Origin of the sequence: Gordonia sp. i37 (genome assembly GCF_002043085.1) — a bacterium.
Classification (GTDB): Bacteria; Actinomycetota; Actinomycetes; order Mycobacteriales; family Mycobacteriaceae; genus Gordonia; species Gordonia polyisoprenivorans.
The window spans coordinates 1-24,636 of sequence record NZ_MVPX01000172.1 but is presented as its reverse complement, the minus strand read 5'-3'; the positions used below and the strand labels follow the sequence as shown (position 1 = coordinate 24,636).

Sequence of the window (24,636 nt, the reverse complement as noted above, 5' to 3'; positions counted from 1 at the left end):
GAGTCACCTCATCCCGTCGGGGTGGCCAGCGCCGCGCCGATGACCGCGAGGTAGACGGTCAGGACGTACACCGCGGCGGGTACGGGCGGATACCCGTCGTGGCGCGAACGCAGCCACACCACCGCGGCCCCGACCGGGACGACGGCGAGAACCACTGCCGCCCAACCGAAGAGGGCGCCGACGCCATCGAATCGCCACGGCGTCCAGATGGCCAGGACCGCGACCGTCGTCAGGGCGACGAAGCCCATCGAGACACCGACCGCGCCGGCGGCACCGAGCGGATTCGAGTAGTACATCTCACCGGGTCGCGGCCGGCAAGAGATTTTCCGCGCGAACTCGAACTGCAGGAACGACCCGGCCATCAGCACCGCGACCCACGCCGTCGACCATGCTGCGCCCACCTGTCCGGTGTCGACCGCCGAGGCGATGACATACGCCGCCAACACCAGTTGCACCGGGTAGGTGACGGCGAGATTGCCGAGCACCGACCGCCGCAGCGCAGGCCACACCGTCTCGGCGGCCCACAGACCGAGTCCGTAGGCGAGCACCGCCGCGATCGCGATCGCCGAGCCCACACCCGCCGTCCCGGACAGCACCACCACGACCACCCCGAGCATGAGCATCGCGACGCGCAGGTCGGTGGCGGTGACCGCACCGGTCACCAGCGGCCGGTCCGGGTGGTACACACGGTCGTAGTCGAGGTCCTTCTGTTCGTCGACCATCCGCAGGAACAGCAGAACGAGCACCACGACCACCACGCGCACGACCGTTGCCGCTCCGGGCTCCCAACGCACACCGCTGAGCCGGGCCGCAGTCCCTTCGGCCGCGAGCACCCACAGGACCCCGAAGAGCAGATATTGCGGCTTGAACATCACCGCGGTGAATCGGGCGATGCGCGCAACCGAGACCGACGACGCCCGAAGGGTTTCGGTCACCATCACGTCCCGATCACCACACCCAGCCGGACCTCGGCGCACGCGGTGCCGCCCTGCTCGATCGTCACCAGCACCGAGATTGCCGCTCCGGGGTCGGCCGGGTCGTGCCCATGATCTGTACATGCATGGTCTGTACGTGCGATGCACCTCGCCGGCCGATCGAGTTCGACGAACCGGCCGAACGAACTCCGGACCGCCGCGATCCGCACGTCCGTACCGACATGAGCAAGCGCGATCTGTCGCGCCGCTTCCAGCAGCAGGGTGCCCGGCACGTGGTCGAGTTCGTGATCGAACAAGCCCGGGTGGGCGGTGTCGACGACGAGTTCGCCCCGCGTCTCGTGGCCATCCCGCGCGCGCACCCCGACCACGACGTTGCGCGGGTCGAAGCGGCCGACGACGTGTGGATGTGCCGGCTCGGCCACGTGGACGCGCCCGCGTTCCGCACCGCCGCGCGCCTGCGCGCGCAGGGCCGACCACTGCGCACGGGTCGTCCAGGAGAACGACCCGTCCACGGTCATCAGTGGCGCACCGTCGGCCGAGATCGCCAGCACCATGTCGAGTCCGATCAGCCGGTCGGCGACCACATGGCGGGCGCCGATGCCGACGGAGATGTCGACGTCTGCGGGCCGGGATCCCGGCCGCCACGCCCCGTCGTCAACAGGTGCGTCGGCGACGCCGTTGAAGGTGCGGACCAGGAACGCGCTGTCGAGCGGCACGTCGAAGAACTGGTGGGTCACCGCGATCGCGGCCTGCCGCGCGGTTTCCATCACCAACAACGGGTCATGACGACCCGCCTGCGGCCCACGGTGATCCCCGAAGTAGGCGTGCATTCGCGGAAGCTGCGCACCGACGCGGAATTCGTCGTCGCCGAGATCCGGCTGCGCGCGCGACAACGATGTGACGAACACCTCCGAGACGGAACACCGATGAACGAGTTCGCGCGGAATCGTCTGACTGTGGAAGGTGGGCGCCACGGTGAGATGGTCCGGGGCCGGTGTCATGTGCGTGGTCATCTGCACTCCCGTCGGGTCGGGTCGGATGTCATGGGCAGAATGTGGGAGCCGAGCACGATCACCGACCACGGGTCCAGGTCGATCCCGTTCGCCCAGGCGCTGCGCAGCATGTCGGCACAGAGCCGGTCATCGGTGAGGTGGGGCCCCGGGGGCGCGAGACGTGCAGCAGCAACATTCATCTGGGCGGCGACCCGCTCGGCGGCCACTGCCCGCCCGAACTCACGCGACGGCGTCTGCGAATACAGTTCCCCAGCCAACGCCGCCACCCGCTCGGCGACGTCGACACCACCGTCGATCACATCCCGCAGGCACGCTGCGCGCGCGGGTTCGTCGAGCATGATCGCCCATTCCCGCAACACCTCGACGGGCGTGTCGGGTGTATGCACGAGATTCAGCAGGTAGCTGCGGTGACCGAGCGCATGCCGCAGCTCACCCGGGGCACCCGCGGTCGGATCGGTGGGTCCCTTCTCCCGCGTCAGCCGCACCGTCGCCGATTCTCCGCCGACAGCGCCCGCAGAAACGCCGACAGCGCCGTCCGCGGCACCGACAGCGCTGTGGTCGTCGGTGACGAGAAGGACCATGGAGTCGCACATCTCGACCAGGAGGTCGGCCAGTCGGCGACGCTCGACCGACGCCCGCGCCCACGAGGTCTGCCACAACGCCCTCGCGAGGTGGCGTCCCGACTCGACCCGTGCGGCGTGCAGGATTCGCCACCGATGCGCGGCCAGCCACTCGAGCGTCGGCGCGACGCCACGGGCCACCACGGCGTCGGGTTTGAGGAGCAGCAGTGAGCATCGGGTGGCAAACCAGTCTGCCTCCACACCCATCCGATCGAGATGCTCGATCGCCTCGAGCACGTAGGTGTCGCCGAGGTGGGTCGACAGGTCGGCGCCGTCGACGCCGATCCGGGTGAGCAGATCGGCGGTCATGGGGGTCGTCGCGTGGTGCGCGCGCTCGGTCTTCACGGTCATCGAGCACCACCGAGGCCGGCGAGGACGGTCTCCACGTCTGGCAGTGGCGCACCGAGGTAGCCGATGTCGAGGCAATGGTCGAGAAGCAATCGCAAGTAGTCGGGTCCACATTCCGGTGCCGGCCGCCCCAGGACAGTCTCGGCGATGCCGGTCGAGAAGGTCTGCCGCCGTTGGAAGTAGCTGGTGTAGAGCGAGCCGACCCGGCGGAAGTACTCGCGTTCGATCACCTCGAGTGCATCGGGATCGAAGGTGGCATCCGGGACGAAGGTGGCCACATGGAAGGAGGGATACTCGGCCAGGACGTCGGAGAGCTCCCGCAGGGTCACCGGCCGAGAGCTCAACGCGTGCAGTACCTTTCCGTCGAGATCGGCGGCGTGGCACGTGGCGGCGGTGACGATGTCGGCGACGTGATCGACCGGCGCGAGCGACAGTGTGGCGTCGTAGCGTCCCGGCAGCGTGCGCAGTTTGCCCTCGACCATGAGTTTGACGACGGTGTAGAGGTTCTTGTGGTCCCGGATGGCACCGTCGGTACTCACGCCGGTCACGATCCCGGGCCGGACCGTCACCGCGCGCAACCCATCGGCGCGGGCACGTTCGACGAGCTTCTCGGCATCGAATTTGCTCTTCTCGTAGCGGGTTCCGAACACCTGACCGACGTCGAGCTCGTCCTCGGCGATCGTGCCGCCCCGCATGCCGCAGACATAGGCGGTCGACACGTGCACCAACGGGACGTCCCAGGCGCGGGCAAGGTCGACGGCGTGCGCGGTGCCGCCCACATTGAGTTGCGCGTAGTCCTCCTCGGCGGCATCGAAGGCGGTGGTCGCCGCGCAGTGCACGATCGTCGATACCCGACCGGCCAGCGAATCGGCCCGGGCGGTCACCGCGGGACCGAATCCACCGAGTCGCACGTCACCGGTGATCGTGTCGGAAATGGTCACGGGTGCACCGTCGTTGGCGATCAGTGAGTCGGTGCGATGGGTCACGCCGATCACCGGCCGGCCCGACGCCTCGAGTCTGCGGCACACCTCGGTACCGACCAGGCCCGCAGCGCCGGTCACCAGGATGTGATCACGCCGGCGCCGATCATGTGACGGGGTCATCGGCCTTCTCCTCTACCGTCGGTGCTGATCCGGCGACTATCGTCGGTGCTGATCCGGCGACTATCGTCGGTGCTGATCCGGCGACTATCGTCGGGGCCGATCTGGCGGCGGATGAGGGCCTCGACATCGCCTACCCGGCGCACGCCGGCGAGTTCGGCGGGCGGTAGGGGCGGCAGGCCGAACGCTCTCTCCAGGGCAATGGTGAGCTCGATGAGCCGGACGGATTCGTATCCGAGGTCCTCGCGGAGGCGATCGGTTGCCGCCGGCGCATCCGCGGGCGGGTTCGGCGCCATCGCGACCACGATCCGTCGGACCTGGTGGTCCGGGCCCGCGTTGTGCTGCTCATCGACGCTCATCGGGCGCCACCCCCGATCGGTGTGGACGGTGCCGGCGGGGCGTCGGCGACCGGATGTGGTTGTCCGCCTCCGCTGTTCATCAGATCGGCGGCCTCGGCCAGCGGCAACCGAACCTCCAGGTGAGTGCCCAGGCGAACCCAGTCGTAGGCGATCTCGAGGGTGCGGCGCCATTGGTCGCGGGAGTCGAAGGAGGCCGGGAAGTCACTGCCGACGAGCGCCCGGACCGCGCCGAGGAGTCCGTCGAGTACCTCGAGTTCGGCGAGTCCGTCGCCGCCCGAGGACAAGATGTCGTCGAATCGGAAATGGGCGGCCCGCTCGATGACGGTGAGTGTCGAGGGTTCGATCATCGGGCTCGGCAGGATCCTGCGGAGCGTGGCTGCCGGAGTGACATCGGGAGGTAGAGGATGAACTCCCCACGCCGAGAGCACCATTCGGGCGATCATTGCGATCAGGCGTGGCGCTGCAACATCGGCCACACCGCCCTGCCCGCTCTTGAGGGCGCCGACGAGGTCCTCCCGCGCGTTCTCGGCGACGATGTTGGCCCAGGTGAGTTGTAAGCCGGCCGAGGCGAATCGCTCTGCGGGCAACGGCGAGAGCACGGCAACGCCCTCCCTCGGCGGGGCGACCGCCCCACCCAGTCCGACGATCGGACCGCTCGTGGCCGGCGGTGGTGTGTACGGTTCGGAGACCTCGCACATCGCGATCGCCGGCCGGATGGGCCCGGCGCCTGCCCAGTCCACTCCGACGACACCGAGTCGAAGGAACTCGACGAGGTACTCCGCGACCGGGCGGTGCTCCGCCTGCCCGGCACGGTCACCGCGGTCGCAGATCTCGAGCACCGGACGACGGAACACCATCTGCCGCCACGCTTGTGCCGCGGGGTCGGAGAGCACGAAGACGTCCCGCACACCACGCACCACGTGCACACGCGAACCGATGGTCCACGTCGTCACACCGGGAACACGTGCGAGCCGAAGCTGCCGCGCATCCGTCCACTCGTTCGCGTCGATTCCGATCTCCGCGAGCAGGTCGGTGGCCGTCACCCACCAGGAGCCGGTCGAGTCGGCGTCAGGCGTGGGCGGTGTCGTCGCAGCGGTCCACCGTTCGGTCATCCTCTCGTCGTCGATCCGATCGAGCTGTCGGGGAAGCCATTTGGTCTCCACGTAGGTTTCGCCGCGCTCGGCGCACCATGCCTTGGCCGCCTGAACGAGTGCATCACGCATCCACCCGATCGCTTCGTCGTCGGCACCGAGGGTCCGCAGAGTGGTGACGTGCCGCAGCACCGCCACCGCGCGATGGCGCCACCATCGCGCCATCACCTCACCGAAACGGCGGTGGTCGATGATCCCCCGCAGCTCGTCGAGGTCGACGAGGGCGCTCGTACGAATCGTGGTCGAGCGCAGGAATCGTTGGCACCGGTTGAGTAGATCCTCGTCGAGCTCGGAGACGGTGCCGGTGGCCAGATGATCGGCGACCGTCTCCAAGTGGTGGCGCAGCTGGGCGAGCGAACGGGTGCGCACCTCGAGGCGGCGGCCGTCACCGAACAGGACCGTCGGCAGCGTCGGCAATTCTTCGTCGCCGCCCGCCACGACGAGGAAATCGACGTCGGAGCCTTCGTTGCCGAATCCCTCAGCGAGTGACCCCTCGAACACGATCGCACAGTTGTCGGGGACGACGACCGAGTCTAGTGCGGTATCGAGGAGTTGGGCCACGCGCTGCGCGGGCAGCGTCGGAACGGCCCGGTCGTCGGCGGTCTCCCGGGCCGACGCGACGGTGCTCGCAGAGGCGGCACTCGCGGTGCCGTCGACCTCATGCACCACGGCGTCGGTCATCTCCCCGGCGGTGAACATCTGCCACATGTGGCGCCGGCGCGGCTTTCCGCTCGAGGTGCGCCGGATCAGGCCGCGCCCGCCGGTGATGACGGTGACCGTCTGAGCGGGCCCGAGTTGCCCGCGAATAACGGTGCGGGCGTGGGAGATCCATTCTCCCGGCGCGGTCTCGGCGAACAGTGCGACGCCTTGCGACCCGGCATCGGTGATCGCCACCGCCGCCAGTTTGCCCTTGGTGATCCCGCATTCGACCGACACCGTCGATTCGACATCCTCCATGAACACCGAGCGGCCCCGCACCTTCAGGCTCGATCCCATCCGACCGAGGACATAGAGCTCTGCGTTGTGCAGGAATCCGGCATCGCCGGTGTGGAGCACACCGTCGGTGATGTGGGTCGAACCGGCCGGTGACCCGGCGAGATAGCCGCGGGCGACGGAGCCACCGCGGACCGTCACCTCACCGAGCACCCCGTCGGGCACCGGCCGACCGTCGTCGTCGACGACGGCGACCTCGGAGTCAGGGGTCGAACACCCCAGGCCGGCAATCCATCCCGATCCCGGATACTCGGCATCGACGTCGAACACCGCACATCTGCCCATGTCGACCGGCTCCCCGAACCGAAGTGGCGAGGCCGGTCGGAGCAGTGTGATCGGTCGGTCGCGCCTCGAGGAACTGACCATCAACGTCGATTCGGCGAGTCCGTAGGCCAGGGTGATCGCGGCCGGGTCGAAGCCCTGTGGGGCGACAAGGCGGCAAAACGATTGCAGATCCGACAGTTCCACCGGCTCCGAACCGACCGCGAGGGTGCGCCATCCCGATAGGTCGAGACGGTCGATGTCGTCGGGGCGAATACGGTGGGCCAGGTAACCCAAGGAGAACGACGGGGACGGTGTGTGGCGGGCGATCTCCATCGCGCGCAGCCAGCGCGCCGGATCACGCACGAACTGGTCGGGTCGCATCAGGTACAGATCTTCCTGATTGGTGACCGTGGTGAGGAAGCCACCGACCAGTCCCATGTCGTGGTAGAGGGGAAGCCACGACGCCATCGGTTCGTCGGCACGCCAGCACAGCAGGTCGGTGATCATCGCGGTGTTGGTCGCGAGATTGGGCCAGGAGATCTCGACCCCGCGCGGTATGCCGGTGGATCCGGAGGTGAACTGCAGCAGAGCGCATTCGGTCGTCGGCGCGAGGTCGTCGAGCGGCGTGGCGTCCGAGCCGGCGGCGCCCACCTCCATGACCGGGACGTCGAGTCCCGCCGCGGACACGGCGTCGGTCACCAGTGGTGTGAGACCGGGTGCGGTCACGACGAGAGCGGGAGCGGCCTGGGCGAGGATGGCCGCGGCGTGCGCGGTGTACTCGTCGAGGTCGGCAAAGGTCGGCGGGGGGATCGGTGTGAAGACCGCGCCGCACGCCCAGACCGCGTAGAACGCTGCCGCGCAGGTGACATCGGTGGGCAGGATCACGCACACTCCGTCACCGGCGCGTACCGCGTGCTCGCGCATGGCACCGGCGATGCGTAACGCTCGCCCGGCGATGTCGGTGTAGGAGTAAAAGATCCACCCGCCGTCCTCATCGGCGAGGTGGATGCCCTTGTCCGGTGCGGGGTCGCGCAGCCATCCACGGATGATCTCGGGTGCGTCGCGGCCGGTTCGATCACGCATGGTCGGGGGTCCTCTCGAGTCGCGCCCCGTCCGGGGTGGCGGTGGCCGACGATGGCGGGTCGTCGGGTGCGGTATCGGTCGATTGCGGCGCATCCGTCACGACCGTCACGGTTCCCGCGGTGCCGTCGACGCGTACGTGCATCCCGCTGCGCAGCAACGCCGTCGCGTCACGAAGTTGCACCACGGTCGGAATGCCGAGTTCGCGGGCGACGATGGCCACGTGGGTCAGCGGACTACCGCGTTCGATGACCAGCGCCGAGGCGGACGGCAATGCGGCCACCCACCCGGGGTCGGTGCGATAGGCGACGAGAATGCCTCCGTCGACGCCGATCGGCTCGGTCACCACGTGGGCGGTCGCCTCGGCGGTACCCGCACACGACGGTGTGCCCACGAGCACCGATCCCGCAGGCGCAGCAGCGATCTCGGCCACGGGCGTCCAGCCCTGCGCGGCAAGTGCCGCGTCGTCGAGATGCTGTCCGAGGGTCTCGAAGCGTTCCGGCGCGATCAGGGTCGAGTCGGCGTGGCGGGCCGCTCTGCGTGCGCACACCATGGCCGCTACATCGTCGGGTGGGCCCGATTCGTAACATTCGCGGAGTTCGGTGACGGTCAGCTCGAAGACCTCGGTGAAGTCGCTGAGCACGCCGCGCTCGGCGAGATCGCGCCCCATCACGCGAATCAACCGTTTGACCATGCCGAAAGCCCTTGTGCGAGCGAATCGCAGACGCTCACGATGCGCGGCGCACCGGGACAGCTTGCCGCGCAGCGCGTCATATGTGCGCCGACGTAGTCCGTGTAGATGGGCATCGAGGTACTGCTGGGCCGACTCCGGCGGCGCGGTAGCGGAACGCGTGGCCGGATCCAAATGCATGGCCGGGTCGGGAGGTGCGGCCGATTCCGTGCCGCGCGCGAGTGCGCTGCGCAGCATGACGAACAACGACGACGGATCCTCACGCAGATCGGGGACCTCGAGCTTCAGTTCGTCGAGGCTCCGGTACCCGTAGCGCTGCAGGTAGTTCTCCACCGCTGCGGCGATCACATCGTGGCCGCCCTCGTGCAGGGCGCGGCGAATCGATGCGGGGTGGGTGGTGGTGACGAGTTCGCGGACGCCGGGGTCCGCGGACACCACTTCGGCGAGTGCGGTCATCGCCCGGGCCGGTTCGGCGGACTCGACATCGGCACCTGGTCCGACGACGGCGTAGAGGAACCATTCGGGTGCCCTGGGCAGGAAGATCTTGGTCAACAGATACATCGCACCGGTCAGGGTGAGCAGGATCGCGTCGAGAACCATCAGCGGGCCCCATCGGCGAACCAGATCGCCCTCCACCTCGCGGTAGGTGCGATAGGCCTGTTCACCGGTCATGGTGTCCACATCGAGGTTCTCGAAGCGGTCGTAGACGCGATAGAACTCCGTGAGGAAGTCCTCGACGAGGTCGTCGATGTCGCGCATCCTACGGAGGTACACCGCCGTGGTGACCGCTCGCACGACGAGCCGCCGGATCGGGTTGGCCAGGGAGTACGGCTTGAGCGTTCGCGCCAGGTCCTTGTCGAGTGGTTGGGCGACGCCGAGCGCGGCCTCGAGGACCTTGCGGTTGAGGGCGTGCCCCGGCGCGATGCCGACCATGCGGTACCAGTGGAGCAGGTTGTAATACACACGTCCGTGAAAACTGCCCAGCATCACCGGCGTCCAGGTGTCGATCTGGGCGAGGGCCGCCCGCGGCAGGCGCATCGATTCGGCGTAGCCGCGGTAGACGCGACCGTAGATGTCGGCGGCGGTGGTGTAGGTCAGGGGCGAGGTGATCCCGTTGAAGCTCTCGATGATGTTGGAGTTGTCCCAGATTCGCAGATCGTCGTCGGCCACGCACTCGCCCGCACCGCGGATCAGCCAGTCCGACGCCGGTCTCGACGAAGGCGCGGCGGTGGCCACGGTGGTGATCGGGCGGGCCTGCAGGAACCACAGGCCCCCACCGTCGAGGGCCCATTCGATGTCCTGGGGCGCGCCGATGGCCTCCTCGATCCGCTCGGCGGTCGCGACGAGTTCCTGTATCTGGCCGGCGGTCAGGGCCGCGCGTCGTCGGTCGGCGTCGTCGACGCCGATGGTCGCGATGCCACCGCCGGGCACGGTGACGACCCGGGAGTCCTTGTCCCCGATGGTCGTGGCGCGCACCGAGCCGTCGGAACCGACGATGACGGTGTCGGCGTCGACGGCGCCGGAGACGAGTCCCTCCCCGAGTCCGTACACCGCGCTGACGACCATCTCGTCGCGGGCACCGGTCGTGGGGTTGGCGGTGAACACGACTCCACTGGTCAACGGATCGAGCTGTCTCTGCAGCACCACGGCGATCGCATCCGCCTCGCGGACCCCGTGTGCCCACCTGTAACTGAGCACCCGCGGCGCGTACGCCGACGCCCAACATTGACGCACCCGGAGCGAGATATCCTGTGTTCCAGTGATATTGAGATATGTTTCGAACTGGCCGGCGTAGGAGAGGTCCGCGCCGTCCTCGGCCGCCACCGACGACCGCACCGCCACCGGTCCGCGGCCGAGTCGCGACCATGCCGCGTCGATCGTGTCGTCGATGTCGTCGGGCGTCGACGACGACAGGACGCGCTCGCGCAATTCTGCCGCGTACCGCTGGGCGGTGCGTTCATCCTCGGCCGAGTTCACCAGATACCTCAGGTCGGTGAGACCTGTTTCCTGCACATACTTTTCGAACAGATCAGCGCCGAGCACCACCCATTCCGGTACAGCCACGCCGACCTCGGCCAGCAATGCCAGCCCACGCGCTTTCCCGCCGGGGTCTCCGGCGACCATCTGCGTATCGCCCGGTCGATGCAATGCCGGTCGATGCATTGGCGGCCGATCCCCTGCTGTCTGATCCGCTGCCGTCCGATCCAATGGCTCCACACCAGCTCCTCTGTCGGGTTGGGCCTGTCGTCACCCTGTGCCTGAACGGACGGCATCGCAACCCTGCGACGATCCGCACCAACTCATCAACGCTCGCGAATGAGTGCCACGAGCGACGCTTTTTCGCCGTCCTCGCCGATGAGCGCGACTTGTGGTGGTTATCGGGAACCCTGTCGAGGCGTTACTTTGCGCAGTTCTGGCTTGTCAGTCCAAGAGATGACGTAGCGTGTCGGCAAGGTCCCCGCGGGAACCGATCTCGACCGACTCCATCCCGAGCCAGTCGGCCAACACCTGCAGGGCGCGTCGCAATGCCGACGCGATCTCCGAAAGACGTTGCCCAGCCTCGGAAAATACTCCCGGAACCATCAGCACCCCGCGCTGCCGATCGGCCTTGAGATCGACGCGCGCCACGATCTCGTCGCCGAGCAGGTACGGGTGGACGTAATACCCGTGCACGCGTTTGTGTTCGGGAACGTAGATCTCGATTCGATAGTGAAAACCAAAGATTCGTTCGGTGCGAGGCCTGAAGAACACCAGCGGATCGAACGGGGACAGAATGGCTCCCCGTTCACGATTGGCTGTGCGAACCCGGGCGGGAACCGTTGCAGCGGTGTGGAGGTACGCACCATCGCGCCACCCGTCCACCGAAACCGGTTGCAGGACACCGGAGTCGATCAGGTCGGCGATAGCGGGCCGCACGTCTGCGGTCTTGAGCCGGTAGTAGTCGGCGAGGTCGGCGACGGTGGCCACCCCCAAGGCCGATGCTGCACGCCTCACGAGTTCGCGGTGCGCGTCGTCCCGCTCGACACGACGGTCCACTCGATCGGCGCCGACGACCCGCTCGGCAAGGTCGTAGTGACGTCCGAAGACGTCGTCGCGGGTCGCGGCGAACTCACCGGAGGCGAACATCGCCTCGCAGAGGTGTTTGACCTCACCGCGGTTCCACCAGCCGCCCGCGGCCTGTGGTGCGCGCTCGATTCCGAGGACTTCTTCGATGCGCCGCGGGGTCACCGGCCCGGTCTCGGCGATCACTGCGCGCACGTCGTCGGCGAGTTCACGGTTGCGACGCATGGTGTCTCGCGTGTGACGGTAGCGTCCGTCGCGGTACTCGGCCATCCGGAACCCGAACAGCGGCCAATCGTCGACGGGGATGAGCGCGGCCTCGTGCGCCCAGTATTCGGTCAACAAACGGCGCCCACGCCCGGGCCGCCAGGCGGCCCGATCGAGCAGTGCCTGATCGTAGGGGCCGAGCCGACTGAAAAGCGGCAGATAATGCGCCCGCACTGCGATGTTGACCGAGTCCATCTGAAACAGCTTGGTGCGCGCCACGACTCGTTCGACAAGCCGCATGGTGACGGCACCAGTCGGCGGCCGGTCGGAAAATCCCTGTGCCGTCAGCGCGATGCGGCGGGCCTGAGCCGTGGTGAGGGCGGCGGCCACGTCAGGACGTGTGCCGCACGTAGTCGACGAACCGATAGAACGTCCCGGTGCTCGACTGCGCCCAGTCGGTCTCGGTCGTCGTGTGCCACCTCTCGTCGATCACCGGGGCGAACGCATCGGCACCGGTGACCAGCATGTCGATCTCGGTGACCCGCAGGTGAGTCGCGTGGTCCATTGCGGCCGTGTAGATCTCTCCGCCGCCCATCACCACCGCGTCGGAGCCGGCGAGCTGCAGCGCTTCGGTCACCGTGTGGACCACCTCGGCGCCTTCGGGGCGATAGGTCTGCGAGCGGGTGATCACGATGTTGCGCCGACCGGGCAGTGGCCGGAAACGCTCGGGCAGTGACTCCCAGGTCTTGCGTCCCATCACGACCGCGTGCGAGCCGGTGACCTCGCGAAACCGTGCCATGTCCTCGGGCACACGCCACGGGATGGTGTTGTCGCGGCCGATCGCGCCGACCCGATCCTGCGCCCAGATGAGTGTGATGCCGCCCATGAACCCAGGATAATGGCCACCTCCGACATTGCCGTTCGCGGCACCTCAGGCCACGACAGGTCAGACCGCCACCGGCGCCTTGATGCCCGGGTGCGACCGGTAGCCGACGACGGCGACATCGTCGAAGTCGTAGTCGAAGATCGAATCCGCTTTGCGCAACGCGAGTGTCGGGTATGGGTAGGGCTCCCGCGACAGCTGGCGGGTCACCTGCTCGACGTGGTTGTCATAGATGTGGCAGTCGCCGCCGGTCCAGACGAATTCGCCGACGTCGAGGTCGGCCTGCTGGGCCATCATGTGGGTCAGCAGGGCGTAGGACGCGATGTTGAACGGCACGCCGAGGAACAGGTCGGCGCTGCGCTGATACAGCTGGCACGAGAGCTTGCCGTCGGCGACGTAGAACTGGAAGAACGCGTGGCAAGGCGGTAGCGCCATCTGCGGGATCTCCCCGACGTTCCAGGCCGAGACGATGTTACGGCGCGAGTCCGGGTTGGTCCGCAGCATGTCCAACGCGGCCGAGATCTGATCGATGTGTTCCCCCGACGGTGTCGGCCAGCTGCGCCACTGGACTCCGTAGACAGGGCCGAGATCACCGTTGGCGTCGGCCCATTCATCCCAGATGCTGACCCCGCGGTCCTGCAGCCATCGCACGTTGGAGTCTCCGCGCAAGAACCAGAGCAACTCGTAGACGATCGACTTGAGATGCACCTTCTTGGTGGTGATCAGCGGGAATCCCGCGGCGAGGTCGTAGCGCAACTGATGGCCGAACAGGCTGCGCGTACCGGTTCCGGTGCGGTCGGCCTTCGGGGTGCCGGTGTCGAGCACCAACCGCAACAGGTCCTCGTACGGGGTGGGGATCGTGCCGGTCGGCGCGCTGCCGTGGATCGCCGTGCTCACGGGAGCCAGTGTAGGTGAACCCGGCACGGGTGAACCTGTCCCGGCGCGCCGATCAGCTCGGCCGAACCCGCAGGATCTTGTCGTCCGTGCCGTTGTTGGTGAGCAGCAGCAACGACCCGTCGGCGGCGATCGTCGTCCCGCGCAGCCTGCCGTACTCACCGTCGAGTGCGTCGGCGGTGCGCACGACCCGCCGTCCATCGTCGGAGAGCTGCACGAGGATCAGTCGCTTGCCCTTGAGCGCGGAGATCACCAGGGCACCGTTCCACTGTCCCCAACCGGAATCGGGGAGAAAGGTGATGGCGGGCGGCGCGACCGTCGGCGCACCCGACTTCCACACCGGACCGATGGCACCCGGTACGCGGGGATCGGTCATCACCGCGTCCTCGTCGTTGAGGGGAATTCGCTTGTCGGGGCGGAAACCGTAGTTGCCGCCGGCGGTGAGGAGATTGAGCTCGTCGTCGACATGCGTGCCCTGCTCGATGGAGTACACGCGCCCCGCCGGACCCAGGGCGATGTTCTGAACGTTGCGATGGCCGAGGGTGAAGATCGGGCTGGCGGCGTCGGGATTGCCGGCTGCCGGGCTGCCGTCGGCGTTGATGTGCAAGACCTTGCCGCCCAACGAGGATCGATCCTGGGAGACGGTCGGCAGTCCGGTGTCGCCGGTGCCGATCCAGAGTGTGCCGTCGGGGGCTGCGGTGACGCCGCACCCGGCTTCGCGTCCGGCCATCGTGAGCGGAATGCCGGACAGCACGGTGCGTTCCCGCGTCAGCGCCGACCAGTCGTGCGCCACGCGCCAGGCGACGACGCTGTTCACCTGACCGGTGGTGGGCCACGGCAGAGGCGATCGGATAAGCGACGGCGGAGCGGTGATCCGGCCGGTCGGTGCGGTGACCTCCGACTGGCAGGTGTAAAGACGTCGGTTGGTGGCGAAGCCCGGATCCAGCGCCATTCCCATCAGTCCGGCCTCGCCGGTGACGAACAGGGTCGACAGGTCTGCCCGCACCGTGTGTGCGCGGCCGTCGGGCGCGACGGCCACGAACCTTCCCGACCGTTCGTTGGTGAGGATGGTTCCGTCCGGCGCCGCGACGACCTCCCACGGAATCCGCAGACCACCGGTGACCGTCTCGACAGCCAGGTCCGGCGCGGGCTCGGCCCGTGCCTCACCCGCCACCACACCGGAACCCACGACGACCGCCCCGAGGCACACCATCGACGTGAACACTCGACCCAGCCACGAACTGCGCAAAGTTCTCGACATGGACATGAGCTTAGGCATACCTATGAATAGCGGCGCAACGAGAGGCTCTCAGCTCTCCATGATCCCGGCGGCCACTGTGGCCCCGAGTTCCCAGCACGCCTCGAGCACCGCCTTGTCGGGCTTGTTCGACGCGATGACGTACTCGGCGGCCTTCGTCCAGCCCAGTCCGGCGGTGATCCGGTCGACCGCGGCTTGCGCCCCCTCGGTGCCCTCGTTGCCGTGCAGGTACAGCCCGAACGGTCGGCCCCGCGTCGAATCGAGGATCTGGTAGTACGAACCGTCGAAGGCGTGCTTGAGAGCACCCGAGATCGAGCCGAGGTTCGCCGGGCTCCCCAATACGTAACCGTCCGCGTCGAGAAAGTCGCTGGCCGACACCGACAGCGCGGCGCGGCGCACCACCCCGACACCGGTGATCTCGGGGTCGGTGGCGCCGGACACGACCGCCTCGAACATCGCCTGACAGTGCGGCGACGGGGTGTGGTGCACGATCAACAGTGTTGCCATCACGCCCGCCCACGGTATTGCGCGACAGCACGTTTCATCATTTCCCGGGCGCGACTCCGGTCCCCGGCGTAGTCATAGGCGCGGGCGATGCGGTAGGTGTTGCGCCAGTCATTCGGGTCGGCCTCCCACTCCTGACGAACCTGCGCGAACAGCGCGTCGGCCGCATCGCGTTCGATGCGGCCGGACGGTCGGCGCGGCATGTCGGAGACGTCGAGCTCCCGCCCCTCCTCGGCGATCGCGCGCGCCAATCGCTGATGCTCGATACCGGCCCGTAAGGTGGCCACGATCATCCAGATCCCCAGGAACGGCAGGATCAGCACGCCGATCCCGATGCCGATGCCGGCCGCGGTCCCGCTGGTGATCAGGTCGACGCCACGCTGCCCGAGCAGCACGAAGTACACGCACATCGCGATGACCAGGAAGGCGATCATCCACACGATCGGACGGGCGTCGCGCTCGCGGATCTTCTTCGACCGGGCGGACGACTGGTCCGCATCCGATCCGGTCGGATCGGGACGGGACGGATCGGGGTCGGGAGCCATGAGCGGCGCCCCTACAGGTCCATGAGGTCGTCGAGACCGACGGTCAGACCCGGCCGCTCGCCGATGCTGCGGACGCCGAGCAGCACACCCGGGACGAACGACGTGCGATCCAGCGAGTCGTGACGAATGGTCAGGGTCTCGCCCTCGGTGCCGAGCAGGACCTCCTGATGGGCGACGAGGCCGGCGAGGCGCACCGAGTGCACGCGCACACCGTCGACCTCGGCACCGCGCGCGCCGTCGAGTTCGGCGGTCGTGGCGTCGGGACTGGGGCCGACGCCGGCGGCCGCACGGGCCTCGGCGATCAACGACGCGGTGCGATAGGCGGTGCCCGAGGGCGCGTCGGCCTTGGCCGCGTGATGCAGTTCGATCACCTCGACGGAGTCGTAGAAGCGGGCCGCCTGTTGGGCGAAGCGCATGCACAGGACCGCACCGATCGCGAAGTTCGGCGCGATGAGCACCCCCACGCCGGGTGCCTCGGCGAGCCATTCGCGTACCTGTGCGAGGCGCTCGTCGGTGAAGCCGGTCGTCCCGACCACGGCGTGAATCCCGTTGCCGATGAGGAACTTCAGGTTGTCCATCACCACGTCGGGATGGGTGAAGTCGACGACGACCTGGGTGTCGGTGTCGGTGAAGAACTCCGGGGCGTCGCCCTTGTCGACGCCGGCGGTATAGGTGAGGTCGTCGGCCGCCTCGATGCCCGACACGATCGCCCTGCCGACCTTGCCGTTGGAGCCGAAGACCCCAACCCTGATGCCCTGCGCCATGTCAGCCTTTCCTCGACGGGTTGCCGCGTACGACCCGATTGGTCCCGCACCAAGTCTATGGGGACGCGTCGACGGGCCCGCCCGCAGGCGCCACGGCCGGTGAACGAGGACGTCGAAATGAGGGTGCGCAGACGGGTCAGTAGATCGGCGCGTCGCCGCGTCGGTGGTCGAACACCAGCGACGTCGTCGTGCCCGCGACCTCTCGGCGGGCGTTGAGCATCTCGACGAAGCGACGCAGTTCCTCGGTGTCGGCCGTCGCGACGTGCAGCAGGTAGTCGTCGGAGCCGGCGAGGAAGAACACGTCGATCACCTCGTCGTGGCCGGTGATCTCACCGACGAACTTCCGGATCTGACCGCGGGCATCCGATTGCAGGCTGACCGCGACCATCGCACGCAGCGGACGACCCACCGCAGCGGGATCGACATCGGCGAAGAACCCGCGGATGACGCCGAGATCCCGCAGTCGTCGGACGCGACCGTGGCAGGTCGATGCGGCGATCCCCACGCGTGCGGCGAGGTCGCTGTTGGTGACCCGGGCGTCGGTCTGCAGGTGCCGCAGCAATTGACGATCGACCTCGTCGAGCTGTGGCCGAACATCCTTCGGCGACTCGGGCATCAAATACCTCCTGGTCGATGGATCTTCGGCATACCGACGAGTTCAAGAATCATGTTCATGTCACTTGTGTCGATTCCGAAGTTACTTCACTCTTGAGGCTAGTTCATCGAGGAACATTCAGCCACGAGGATTCCTGGTCGACGTTCATCACCGTCGGCGCCACAGACCCCCACCGTCAAGGAGAACCCGTCATGCGTATCGGTATCCCCACCGAGATCAAGAACAACGAGTACCGCGTCGCGGCCACCCCGGCCGGAGTCGCCGAGCTGACCCATCGCGGCCACGAGGTGGTCGTCGAGGCCGGTGCCGGCCTCGGTTCGGCGATCGCCGACAACGACTTCAAGGAGGCCGGGGCGCAGATCCTCTCGACCGCCGACCAGGTCTGGGGTCAGGCCGAGATGATCCTCAAGGTCAAGGAGCCCATCGCCGCCGAATACCCGCGAATGCGTGCCGGGCAGACCCTGTTCACCTACCTTCACCTCGCCGCCAGCCGTCCGTGCACCGATGCGCTGCTCGCGTCGAAGACCACCTCGATCGCCTACGAGACTGTTCGCGCCGCCGACGGCTCGCTCCCGTTGCTGGCCCCGATGAGTGAGGTCGCGGGCCGGCTCGCCCCGCAGGTCGGCGCCTACCATCTGATGCGGTCCGAAGGTGGCCGCGGAGTTCTCATGGGCGGCGTTCCCGGAACCGAACCGGCCGACGTCGTCGTCATCGGCGGTGGGGTCAGCGGCGTCAACGCGGCGACCATCGCCATGGGCATGGGCGCTCAGGTCACCGTCTTCGATCTCGACATCACCAAGCTGCGCGCGATCGACGCACGCTTCGGTGGTCGGGTGCACACTCGTCACTCGACGTCTCTGGCCCTGGCCGAGGCGATCAAGCAGGCCGATCTGGTCATCGGCGCGGTTCTCGTCCCGGGCGCCAAGGCGCCGGTCCTGGTACCCAACAGCCTTGTCGCACAGATGAAGCCGGGCTCGGTGCTGGTCGACATCGCGATCGATCAGGGCGGCTGCTTCGAGGATTCACGCCCCACCACCCACGACGATCCGACCTTCACCGTGCACGACAGCGTCTTCTACTGCGTGGCCAACATGCCCGGCACGGTTGCCCGCACCTCGACCCAGGCACTCACCGGCGCCACCCTGCCCTACGTGCTGCGCCTGGCTGACAAGGGATGGGAGGCGGCCTGCCGCGACGACGCCTCGCTGGCCGCCGGATTGTCGACCCACGACGGACACCTCTACACCCCAGAAGTCGGTGCCGCCCTGAACATCCCGGTCACCGCGAATCCGTTCGCCGCGCACTGAGGAGATCACCACACGGTCTCGGCACACCGACGCCTGCGCTCCCTCGATGGGGCGCAGGCGTCGGCGTGAGACCAGGTGCGACCGAACGCTACTCGCGCCGCCATCTCGGTGCGGTGACATCGTCGAGGCCGACACAGACCTCACAGCGCTTCAAGCCCATTGGTGATCACCACGAAGCCGAGCACGATCAGCACCGTGCCGACGATCAGCGCATTGTGCCGGGTGATCAGCGCGTCGAGTCGCGCCAGCGTCGGTTCGGCGCGCTCGCCGGCAATGCTCGTGGCGATTGTCGGCGCGGCCACTGCGAGACTGCCGACGACGACGAACACGACGATCGCGACTGCCTGGGCCCCGACGTCGGCGGTGGCCTCGGCGATCGCGGCGGCCGCCGACACCGTGATGAGCAGGTTCTTCGGATTGAGGGCCGCCAGACCGAATCCCGATGCGGTGGCCTTCGCGGCACCGATCTCCTCGATCATCGAGTACCACCCCGGGACCTCGCTGTCGGCGCCATCGGCCGTCCATACCTTCTGCCACTTGCGGATTCCCCAGCCCAGCAATGCGAGGCCCGCCACCACTCCCACGACGCCCATCGCGGGGCCCGAACCGCCGGAGAGCGAGCCGACGTCGACGATCGCGATGAGAACCACGAGTACCGCGGCGAGACCGGTCAGCCAACCGAGCAGAAAGCACCATCCGATCACGCCCGTGCGTTTGATGACCAGCGCCATGCTCATCATCACCAGTGGCAGGGAGGCCATGAGTAGGGCGACGGCGATCGGCAGGACATCCAGGACGGCGTGTGTCACCCGAGCAATCTAGCCCGACGGTGGGCGATCAGACGCTGATGGCCACGGTGGAGGGACCTTGGTCGGGGGTGTAACGGCGTTCGGTGATGTCGCCGTGGCCGGCGGAGTCGATCCGAACCACCGTGCCGGCCCGGGTGCCGTACTCCCCCATGTCGACGAACATGGCCGACAGGGCGCGCTCGTTGTCGAGCGGAACACCCGTGTGCGGGAGCGCGGCGTCGTCGGCGACGGTGGTGTCGTGCAGGGCCTCGAGCAGTGCTTCGGGATCGGACGACGACGGGACCGATGACGTCAGCGCGTCGCGCAGCATGGCCGTCCCCGCCGTCACCTTCGGCCACGGTTCGTCGAGTGCGCCGTTGGACAATCCGTGGATTCCCGGCTCCACCCGCACGGCACGGGGTTCGAGATGGTTGGTGGCCCACCACATCTCGGCTCCGTCGTCGACGAGTAGGTTCACCGGGGCATACCGGTCGGCGGTCTCCACGAGGGCTGCCGCAGCGTCGGCGGCACTGCCCGTGCCGGTCACGAAGTCGACGGGTAGTCCACCGCGAGATCGCTTGTCCGGCTGCGGTTGTGCGATCCCGTCACGCACGTTGGTCACCGCGGCCAACCGGTACTTGTCGGGAGCGAGGCCGAGCCAGGTACCACCCGCCTCGAGGTCACGTCCACCGATCACCGGCAGATCGTCCCACCGGTGTACCGCGGCGCTGCGCCGACGATGGAACTCGTCACGGTTGGCGGCGAGGACGAGGCGAAAATTCGGGTCGACCTCGAGGGCGAACAGGATCAAGCACACGCCCGCCAGGCTACTGACACACTCGTAGAGCCTGTGAGTGGCATCCACGACATACCAGCACCGACGACACCGGCCCGCCCCCGCCGAAGCGGGAACGGGCCGGGGAACCGAGTCGACGATCAGGCGTCGGCGGAGGCCTTCTCCTCGGCCGGTGCGGCCTTGGCGTCGTCGTCGACGGGGATGAGGCTGATCTTGCCGCGCTCATCGATGTCGGCGATCTCCACCTGCAACTTGGAGCCGACGTTCACCACGTCCTCGACCTTGTTGATGCGCTTGCCCTTACCGAGCTTGGAGATGTGCACGAGGCCGTCGCGGCCGGGCAGCAGCGACACGAAGGCACCGAACGCGGTGGTCTTGACCACGGTGCCCAGGAACCGCTCGCCCACCTTGGGCAGCTGCGGATTGGCGATCGCGTTGACGCGGTCGATCGCCGCCTGCGCCGACTCGCCGTCGGACGCACCGATGAACACGGTGCCGTCGTCCTCGATGGAGATGTTGGCGCCGGTCTCCTCGGTGATGGTGTTGATCGTCTTGCCCTTGGGGCCGATCAGTTCACCGATCTTGTCCATCGGGATCTTGATGGTGGTGATCCGCGGCGCGTACGGGCTCATCTCGTCGGGCTCGTCGATCGCCTCGGCCATCACATCGAGGATGGTCAGCCGGGCGTCCTTGGCCTGGGTCAACGCACCGGCGAGAACCTGGCTGGGGATGCCGTCGAGCTTGGTGTCGAGCTGCAGCGCGGTCACGAAGTCCTTGGTGCCCGCGACCTTGAAGTCCATGTCACCGAAGGCATCCTCGGCGCCGAGGATGTCGGTCAGTGCGACATACCGGGTTTCGCCGTCGATGGTGTCGGACACCAGGCCCATGGCGATGCCGGCGACCGGGGCACGCAGCGGCACACCGGCATTGAGCAACGACATGGTGGAGGCACACACCGAGCCCATCGAGGTCGAGCCGTTGGAGCTCAATGCCTCGGAGACCTGACGGATCGCGTACGGGAACTCCTCGACGCTCGGGATCACCGGCACCAGGGCACGCTCGGCGAGCGCACCGTGACCGATCTCGCGACGCTTCGGCGACCCGACGCGACCGGTCTCACCGGTCGAATACGGCGGGAAGTTGTAGTGGTGCATGTAGCGCTTGGAGGTCTCGGGGGTCAGCGAGTCGATCTGCTGGGCCATCTTGACCATGTCGAGGGTGGTGACGCCCAGGATCTGGGTCTCGCCGCGCTCGAACAGGGCGCTGCCGTGGGCCCGCGGGATCACCGCGACCTCGGCCGAGAGCGAGCGGATGTCGGTGATGCCGCGGCCGTCGATACGGAAGTGATCTGTCAGGATGCGCTGGCGCACAAGCTTTTTGGTCACCGAACGGAACGCCGCGCCGATTTCCTTCTCCCGGCCCTCGAACTGCTCGGCGAGCTGGGTGAGGATCTGTTCCTTGAGCTCGTCGGTCTTGTCATCGCGCTCCTGCTTGCCGGCGATCGAGAGGACCGCGGCGAGCTTCTCGCTCGCGGCGGCCGACACGGCGTCGAAGACGTCGGACTCGTACGGCGGGAACAGCGGGAACTGGCCGGTCTCCTTGGCGGCCGCCGCGAGGGACTTCTGCGCCTCACAGAGGCGGGCGATGAACGGCTTGGCGGCCTCGAGCCCCTCGGCGACGATCGCCTCGGTCGGCGCCTGCGCGCCACCGGCGATGATCTCGATGACGTTCTCGGTGGCCTCGGCCTCGACCATCATGATCGCGACGTCGGCGGAATCACCCTCGCCGGAAACGATGCGACCGGCGACGACCATGTCGAACACCGCGCCCTCGAGCTGCTCGGCGGTCGGGAACGCGACCCACTGGCCTGCCTTGTTCTCCTCGGTCGGGACGAGGGCGACGCGCACGCCGCCGACGGGACCGGAGAAGGGCAGCCCGGCGAGCTGGGTGGAGGCCGACGCGGCGTTGATCGCGACGACGTCGTAGAGGTCCTTGGGATCGAGCGAGAGCACGGTCACCACGACCTGGATCTCGTTACGCAGACCGTCGACGAAAGACGGGCGCAGCGGACGGTCGATCAGCCGGCAGGTCAGGATCGCATCGGTGGACGGACGGCCCTCGCGGCGGAAGAACGAGCCGGGGATACGCCCGGCGGCGTACATCCGCTCCTCGACGTCGACGGTGAGCGGGAAGAAGTCGAAGTGTTCCTTGGGGTGTTTGGACGCCGCGGTGGTCGACAGGAGCATGGTCTCGTCGTCGAGGTAGGCGGTCACCGAGCCGGCGGCCTGCAGGGCGAGGCGTCCGGTCTCGAAGCGGATGGTGCGGGTACCGAAGCTGCCGTTGTCGATGACGGCGGTGGCCTCGGTGATGGTTTCGTCGTAGTCGGCGAAATCCTCGGTGGTGGTCACATCGGACATGTGGGGTGTTGATCCCTTCGTTGCGGCCGCATCCGGCGGCCGTGGGTGGCCGCGATTTCCGGCGGCCTTCTCTATGCGGATAGGGGCTGCCCGCGGCGCGACGACACGGCGATCATGCTCGGCTGCTCGTGTCGGTGTCCGCGTGGGCGGCAAGCCCGGAACACGCGTGGGTGAGATCGTCGGCGGGAGGTGATCGGCGCGCTCGTATGCGCACCCGTTGTTGCTCAGACGGCCTTCGATCGAAGCGGCCGGAACCTCGTGTTCCGGCGGCCACTACCGAGGACCGATCTGACTCTTCATCACTTCCGTGGACTCGCACGTCACGGCGGCGTTCCGAGGCCACCTTATCATTGACACGACAAAGTCCATCGACACGACGACCATTGACACGACAAGAACCGGCCACCCCCAACGAGGGTGACCGGTTCTCGTGATGTCTGATGACCTCGACGCGACGGGGAGGTCAGCGACGCAGGCCGAGGCGCTCGATGAGCGAGCGGTAGCGCTCGATGTCGACCTTGGCGACGTACTTCAGGAGACGACGACGGCGGCCGACCAGCAACAGCAGCCCACGGCGGCTGTGGTGATCGTGCTTGTGCTCCTTGAGGTGCTCGGTGAGGTCGGTGATGCGCTTGGTCAGCAGCGCGACCTGCGCCTCGGGCGAGCCGGTATCGGTCTCGTGCAGACCGTACTGGCCGAGGATTTCTTTCTTCTCGGCAGCAGTCAGTGCCATGGAGATACTCCTGTTTCTCAGTACCGCGACAATGTCATCTCCCGACCGAACCCACCGGGGCCGGTGCGGGGCGGCGCGCCACCGCGGACTGCAGCAACGCCGATCCGCCAATTTACCAGCGGGCAACCCCGGCACCCAAATCGCCGCGCACGTCGCTCACTGATCGGACGCGGCGAGAATGGCGCGCGTCTTCTCCACGTCGTCGGCCATCGCCTCGAGCAGTCCGTCGATGCTGTCGAACTGCTCCATCGGGCGGATGTGGCTGACGAAGTCGACGGCGACGTGCTGGCCGTAGAGATCGGCGCTGGTGTCGAGGACGAAGGCCTCGACCGTGCGGGTCCGCCCGGAGAAGGTGGGGTTGGTGCCCACCGACACCGCGGCCTCGTACCGCTCGCCGGGGATCACCTGGCCGACCACCGGACCGGCCCCGAGCACGGTGAACCACGCGGCATACACCCCGTCGGCCGGGATCGCCGCATGCATCGGCGGTGCGACATTGGCTGTGGGATAACCCAATTCACGCCCCCGCCCGTCGCCGCGGACGACCACTCCCTCCACCCGGTGCGGGCGGCCGAGCGCCTCCGTCGCCCGCTCGACGTCCCCGGCGGCCACACACGACCGGATGTAGGTCGAGGAGTAGGTGACGGCATGTTCGCCGAACAGTGACACCGCCTGCACCTCGAACCCGAACTTGGCGCCGAGCTCGGTGAGTTTGGCGACGTCGCCGGCGGCCTTCTTGCCGAACGTGAAGTTGGCTCCGACGACGACGTCGGCGGCGTGCAGGCGTTCCACGAGCACGTCGTGGGCGAAGTCCTTCGGGGTCCGCGCGGCGAGTTCGGGGGTGAACGGCATCACACAGAACACGTCGATACCCAGTTGCTCGGCGAGTTCGGCCCGCCGCGTCAGGGTGGTCAGTTGCGGCGGATGGGTGCCCGCACGCACGACCTCGGCGGGATGCGGGTCGAACGTCATCAGCACCGCGGGTACGCCACGTTCGCGGGCGGCCTTCGTCGCGGCGCCGATCAACTCCGCGTGGCCGCGGTGAACGCCGTCGAAGACACCGATCGTGACCACACACCGACCCCAATCCGCGGGGACGTCCTCCAGACCTCTCCAACGCAACACGCCGACAACACTACGGCCACCGGCCGCGCCGTACCAGCACCGCCCGGGCTGTGTGAACCTCCGGTGACCGCCGTCCACGAACACCGTGAACCTCGGGTGTCGCCACCGGACTTCGCACCCGCCACCCGTGCCGGCGACCGCGCTTCTTCGCGTCGGGGGGGATCGACACATAAGCTGAGCACCAT

21 protein-coding genes are annotated in these 24,636 nt (G+C 67.8%); 1 reads left to right on the top strand and 20 read right to left on the bottom strand.

From position 1 onward, the window contains the following. Nucleotides 1–8: 8 nt before the first annotated feature. The 15 genes from B1964_RS08680 to B1964_RS08610 form a co-directional block, all read right to left on the bottom strand. Entirely contained in the window at nt 9–938 is a 930-nt protein-coding gene (locus tag B1964_RS08680) for a hypothetical protein (RefSeq protein ID WP_079929511.1), read from the bottom strand. Beyond that, nucleotides 938–1,948 carry a ScbA/BarX family gamma-butyrolactone biosynthesis protein gene (locus B1964_RS08675; protein ID WP_079929510.1) on the bottom strand — a complete coding sequence of 337 codons (1,011 nt, stop codon included), beginning with the start codon at nt 1,946–1,948 and terminating at the stop codon, nt 938–940. The genes B1964_RS08680 and B1964_RS08675 overlap by 1 nt, the downstream gene beginning before the upstream one ends. Next, entirely contained in the window at nt 1,945–2,919 is a 975-nt protein-coding gene (locus B1964_RS08670; RefSeq protein WP_079929509.1) for a nucleoside-diphosphate kinase, read from the bottom strand. The genes B1964_RS08675 and B1964_RS08670 overlap by 4 nt, the downstream gene beginning before the upstream one ends. Next, entirely contained in the window at nt 2,916–4,019 is a 1,104-nt protein-coding gene (locus tag B1964_RS08665) for an SDR family oxidoreductase (RefSeq protein ID WP_079929508.1), read from the bottom strand. The genes B1964_RS08670 and B1964_RS08665 overlap by 4 nt, the downstream gene beginning before the upstream one ends. After that, complete coding sequence (locus B1964_RS08660; RefSeq protein ID WP_079929507.1) at nt 4,016–4,375, bottom strand: acyl carrier protein; 360 nt, start codon at nt 4,373–4,375, stop codon at nt 4,016–4,018. Before B1964_RS08660 ends, B1964_RS08665 begins: the two co-directional genes overlap by 4 nt. Next, nucleotides 4,372–7,866, bottom strand: a complete 3,495-nt coding sequence (locus B1964_RS08655) for an AMP-binding protein (RefSeq protein WP_079929506.1) — start codon at nt 7,864–7,866, stop codon at nt 4,372–4,374. The genes B1964_RS08660 and B1964_RS08655 overlap by 4 nt, the downstream gene beginning before the upstream one ends. Continuing rightward, the gene (locus tag B1964_RS08650) at nt 7,859–10,717 is read right to left on the bottom strand and encodes a phosphoenolpyruvate synthase (protein ID WP_079929505.1); all 2,859 of its coding nucleotides are present in this window, start codon (nt 10,715–10,717) and stop codon (nt 7,859–7,861) included. Before B1964_RS08650 ends, B1964_RS08655 begins: the two co-directional genes overlap by 8 nt. A 258-nt stretch (nt 10,718–10,975) precedes the next feature. After that, complete coding sequence (locus B1964_RS08645; RefSeq protein WP_079929504.1) at nt 10,976–12,211, bottom strand: crosslink repair DNA glycosylase YcaQ family protein; 1,236 nt, start codon at nt 12,209–12,211, stop codon at nt 10,976–10,978. Between the two features lies 1 nt (nt 12,212). Continuing rightward, nucleotides 12,213–12,707 (bottom strand): dihydrofolate reductase, encoded by a 495-nt coding sequence (locus B1964_RS08640; RefSeq protein ID WP_079929503.1) that lies wholly within the window; start codon nt 12,705–12,707, stop codon nt 12,213–12,215. A gap of 60 nt (nt 12,708–12,767) precedes the next feature. After that, the gene (locus tag B1964_RS08635) at nt 12,768–13,601 is read right to left on the bottom strand and encodes a thymidylate synthase (RefSeq protein ID WP_014359796.1); all 834 of its coding nucleotides are present in this window, start codon (nt 13,599–13,601) and stop codon (nt 12,768–12,770) included. A gap of 52 nt (nt 13,602–13,653) precedes the next feature. Next, a complete protein-coding gene (locus B1964_RS08630; protein WP_253193928.1) occupies nt 13,654–14,859 on the bottom strand; it encodes a PQQ-dependent sugar dehydrogenase in 1,206 nt (401 codons plus the stop codon). A gap of 48 nt (nt 14,860–14,907) precedes the next feature. After that, complete coding sequence (locus B1964_RS08625) at nt 14,908–15,363, bottom strand: flavodoxin family protein (protein ID WP_079929518.1); 456 nt, start codon at nt 15,361–15,363, stop codon at nt 14,908–14,910. Continuing rightward, nucleotides 15,363–15,905: a hypothetical protein gene (locus tag B1964_RS08620; protein ID WP_079929501.1), complete on the bottom strand. Its 543-nt coding sequence runs from the start codon at nt 15,903–15,905 to the stop codon at nt 15,363–15,365. Before B1964_RS08620 ends, B1964_RS08625 begins: the two co-directional genes overlap by 1 nt. 11 nt (nt 15,906–15,916) lie before the next feature. Continuing rightward, entirely contained in the window at nt 15,917–16,669 is a 753-nt protein-coding gene (dapB, locus tag B1964_RS08615; protein ID WP_006371381.1) for a 4-hydroxy-tetrahydrodipicolinate reductase, read from the bottom strand. A 136-nt stretch (nt 16,670–16,805) separates the two neighbouring features. Then, complete coding sequence (locus tag B1964_RS08610) at nt 16,806–17,285, bottom strand: Lrp/AsnC family transcriptional regulator (RefSeq protein ID WP_079929500.1); 480 nt, start codon at nt 17,283–17,285, stop codon at nt 16,806–16,808. 191 nt (nt 17,286–17,476) lie between these two features. On the opposite strand from B1964_RS08610, the gene ald reads away from it, so the two are divergent. Continuing rightward, nucleotides 17,477–18,592, top strand: a complete 1,116-nt coding sequence (ald, locus tag B1964_RS08605) for an alanine dehydrogenase (protein WP_079929499.1) — start codon at nt 17,477–17,479, stop codon at nt 18,590–18,592. A gap of 140 nt (nt 18,593–18,732) precedes the next feature. Here the strand turns inward: ald and B1964_RS08600 are convergent, their stop codons facing one another. The 5 genes from B1964_RS08600 to B1964_RS08580 all read right to left on the bottom strand — a co-directional run bounded on the left by B1964_RS08600 (nt 18,733) and on the right by B1964_RS08580 (nt 24,451). Continuing rightward, nucleotides 18,733–19,401 carry a GAP family protein gene (locus tag B1964_RS08600; RefSeq protein WP_079929498.1) on the bottom strand — a complete coding sequence of 223 codons (669 nt, stop codon included), beginning with the start codon at nt 19,399–19,401 and terminating at the stop codon, nt 18,733–18,735. Nucleotides 19,402–19,429: 28 nt separating this feature from the next. Further along, complete coding sequence (locus B1964_RS08595) at nt 19,430–20,197, bottom strand: NRDE family protein (RefSeq protein WP_079929517.1); 768 nt, start codon at nt 20,195–20,197, stop codon at nt 19,430–19,432. A gap of 119 nt (nt 20,198–20,316) precedes the next feature. Beyond that, on the bottom strand, nt 20,317–22,593 hold the full coding sequence (locus B1964_RS08590) for a polyribonucleotide nucleotidyltransferase (RefSeq protein WP_079929497.1): 2,277 nt from the start codon (nt 22,591–22,593) through the stop codon (nt 20,317–20,319). 463 nt (nt 22,594–23,056) lie between these two features. Beyond that, nucleotides 23,057–23,326, bottom strand: a complete 270-nt coding sequence (rpsO, locus tag B1964_RS08585; protein WP_006371375.1) for a 30S ribosomal protein S15 — start codon at nt 23,324–23,326, stop codon at nt 23,057–23,059. Between the two features lie 156 nt (nt 23,327–23,482). Further along, the gene (locus tag B1964_RS08580) at nt 23,483–24,451 is read right to left on the bottom strand and encodes a bifunctional riboflavin kinase/FAD synthetase (protein ID WP_014359791.1); all 969 of its coding nucleotides are present in this window, start codon (nt 24,449–24,451) and stop codon (nt 23,483–23,485) included. Between the last annotated feature and the right edge of the window lie 185 nt (nt 24,452–24,636).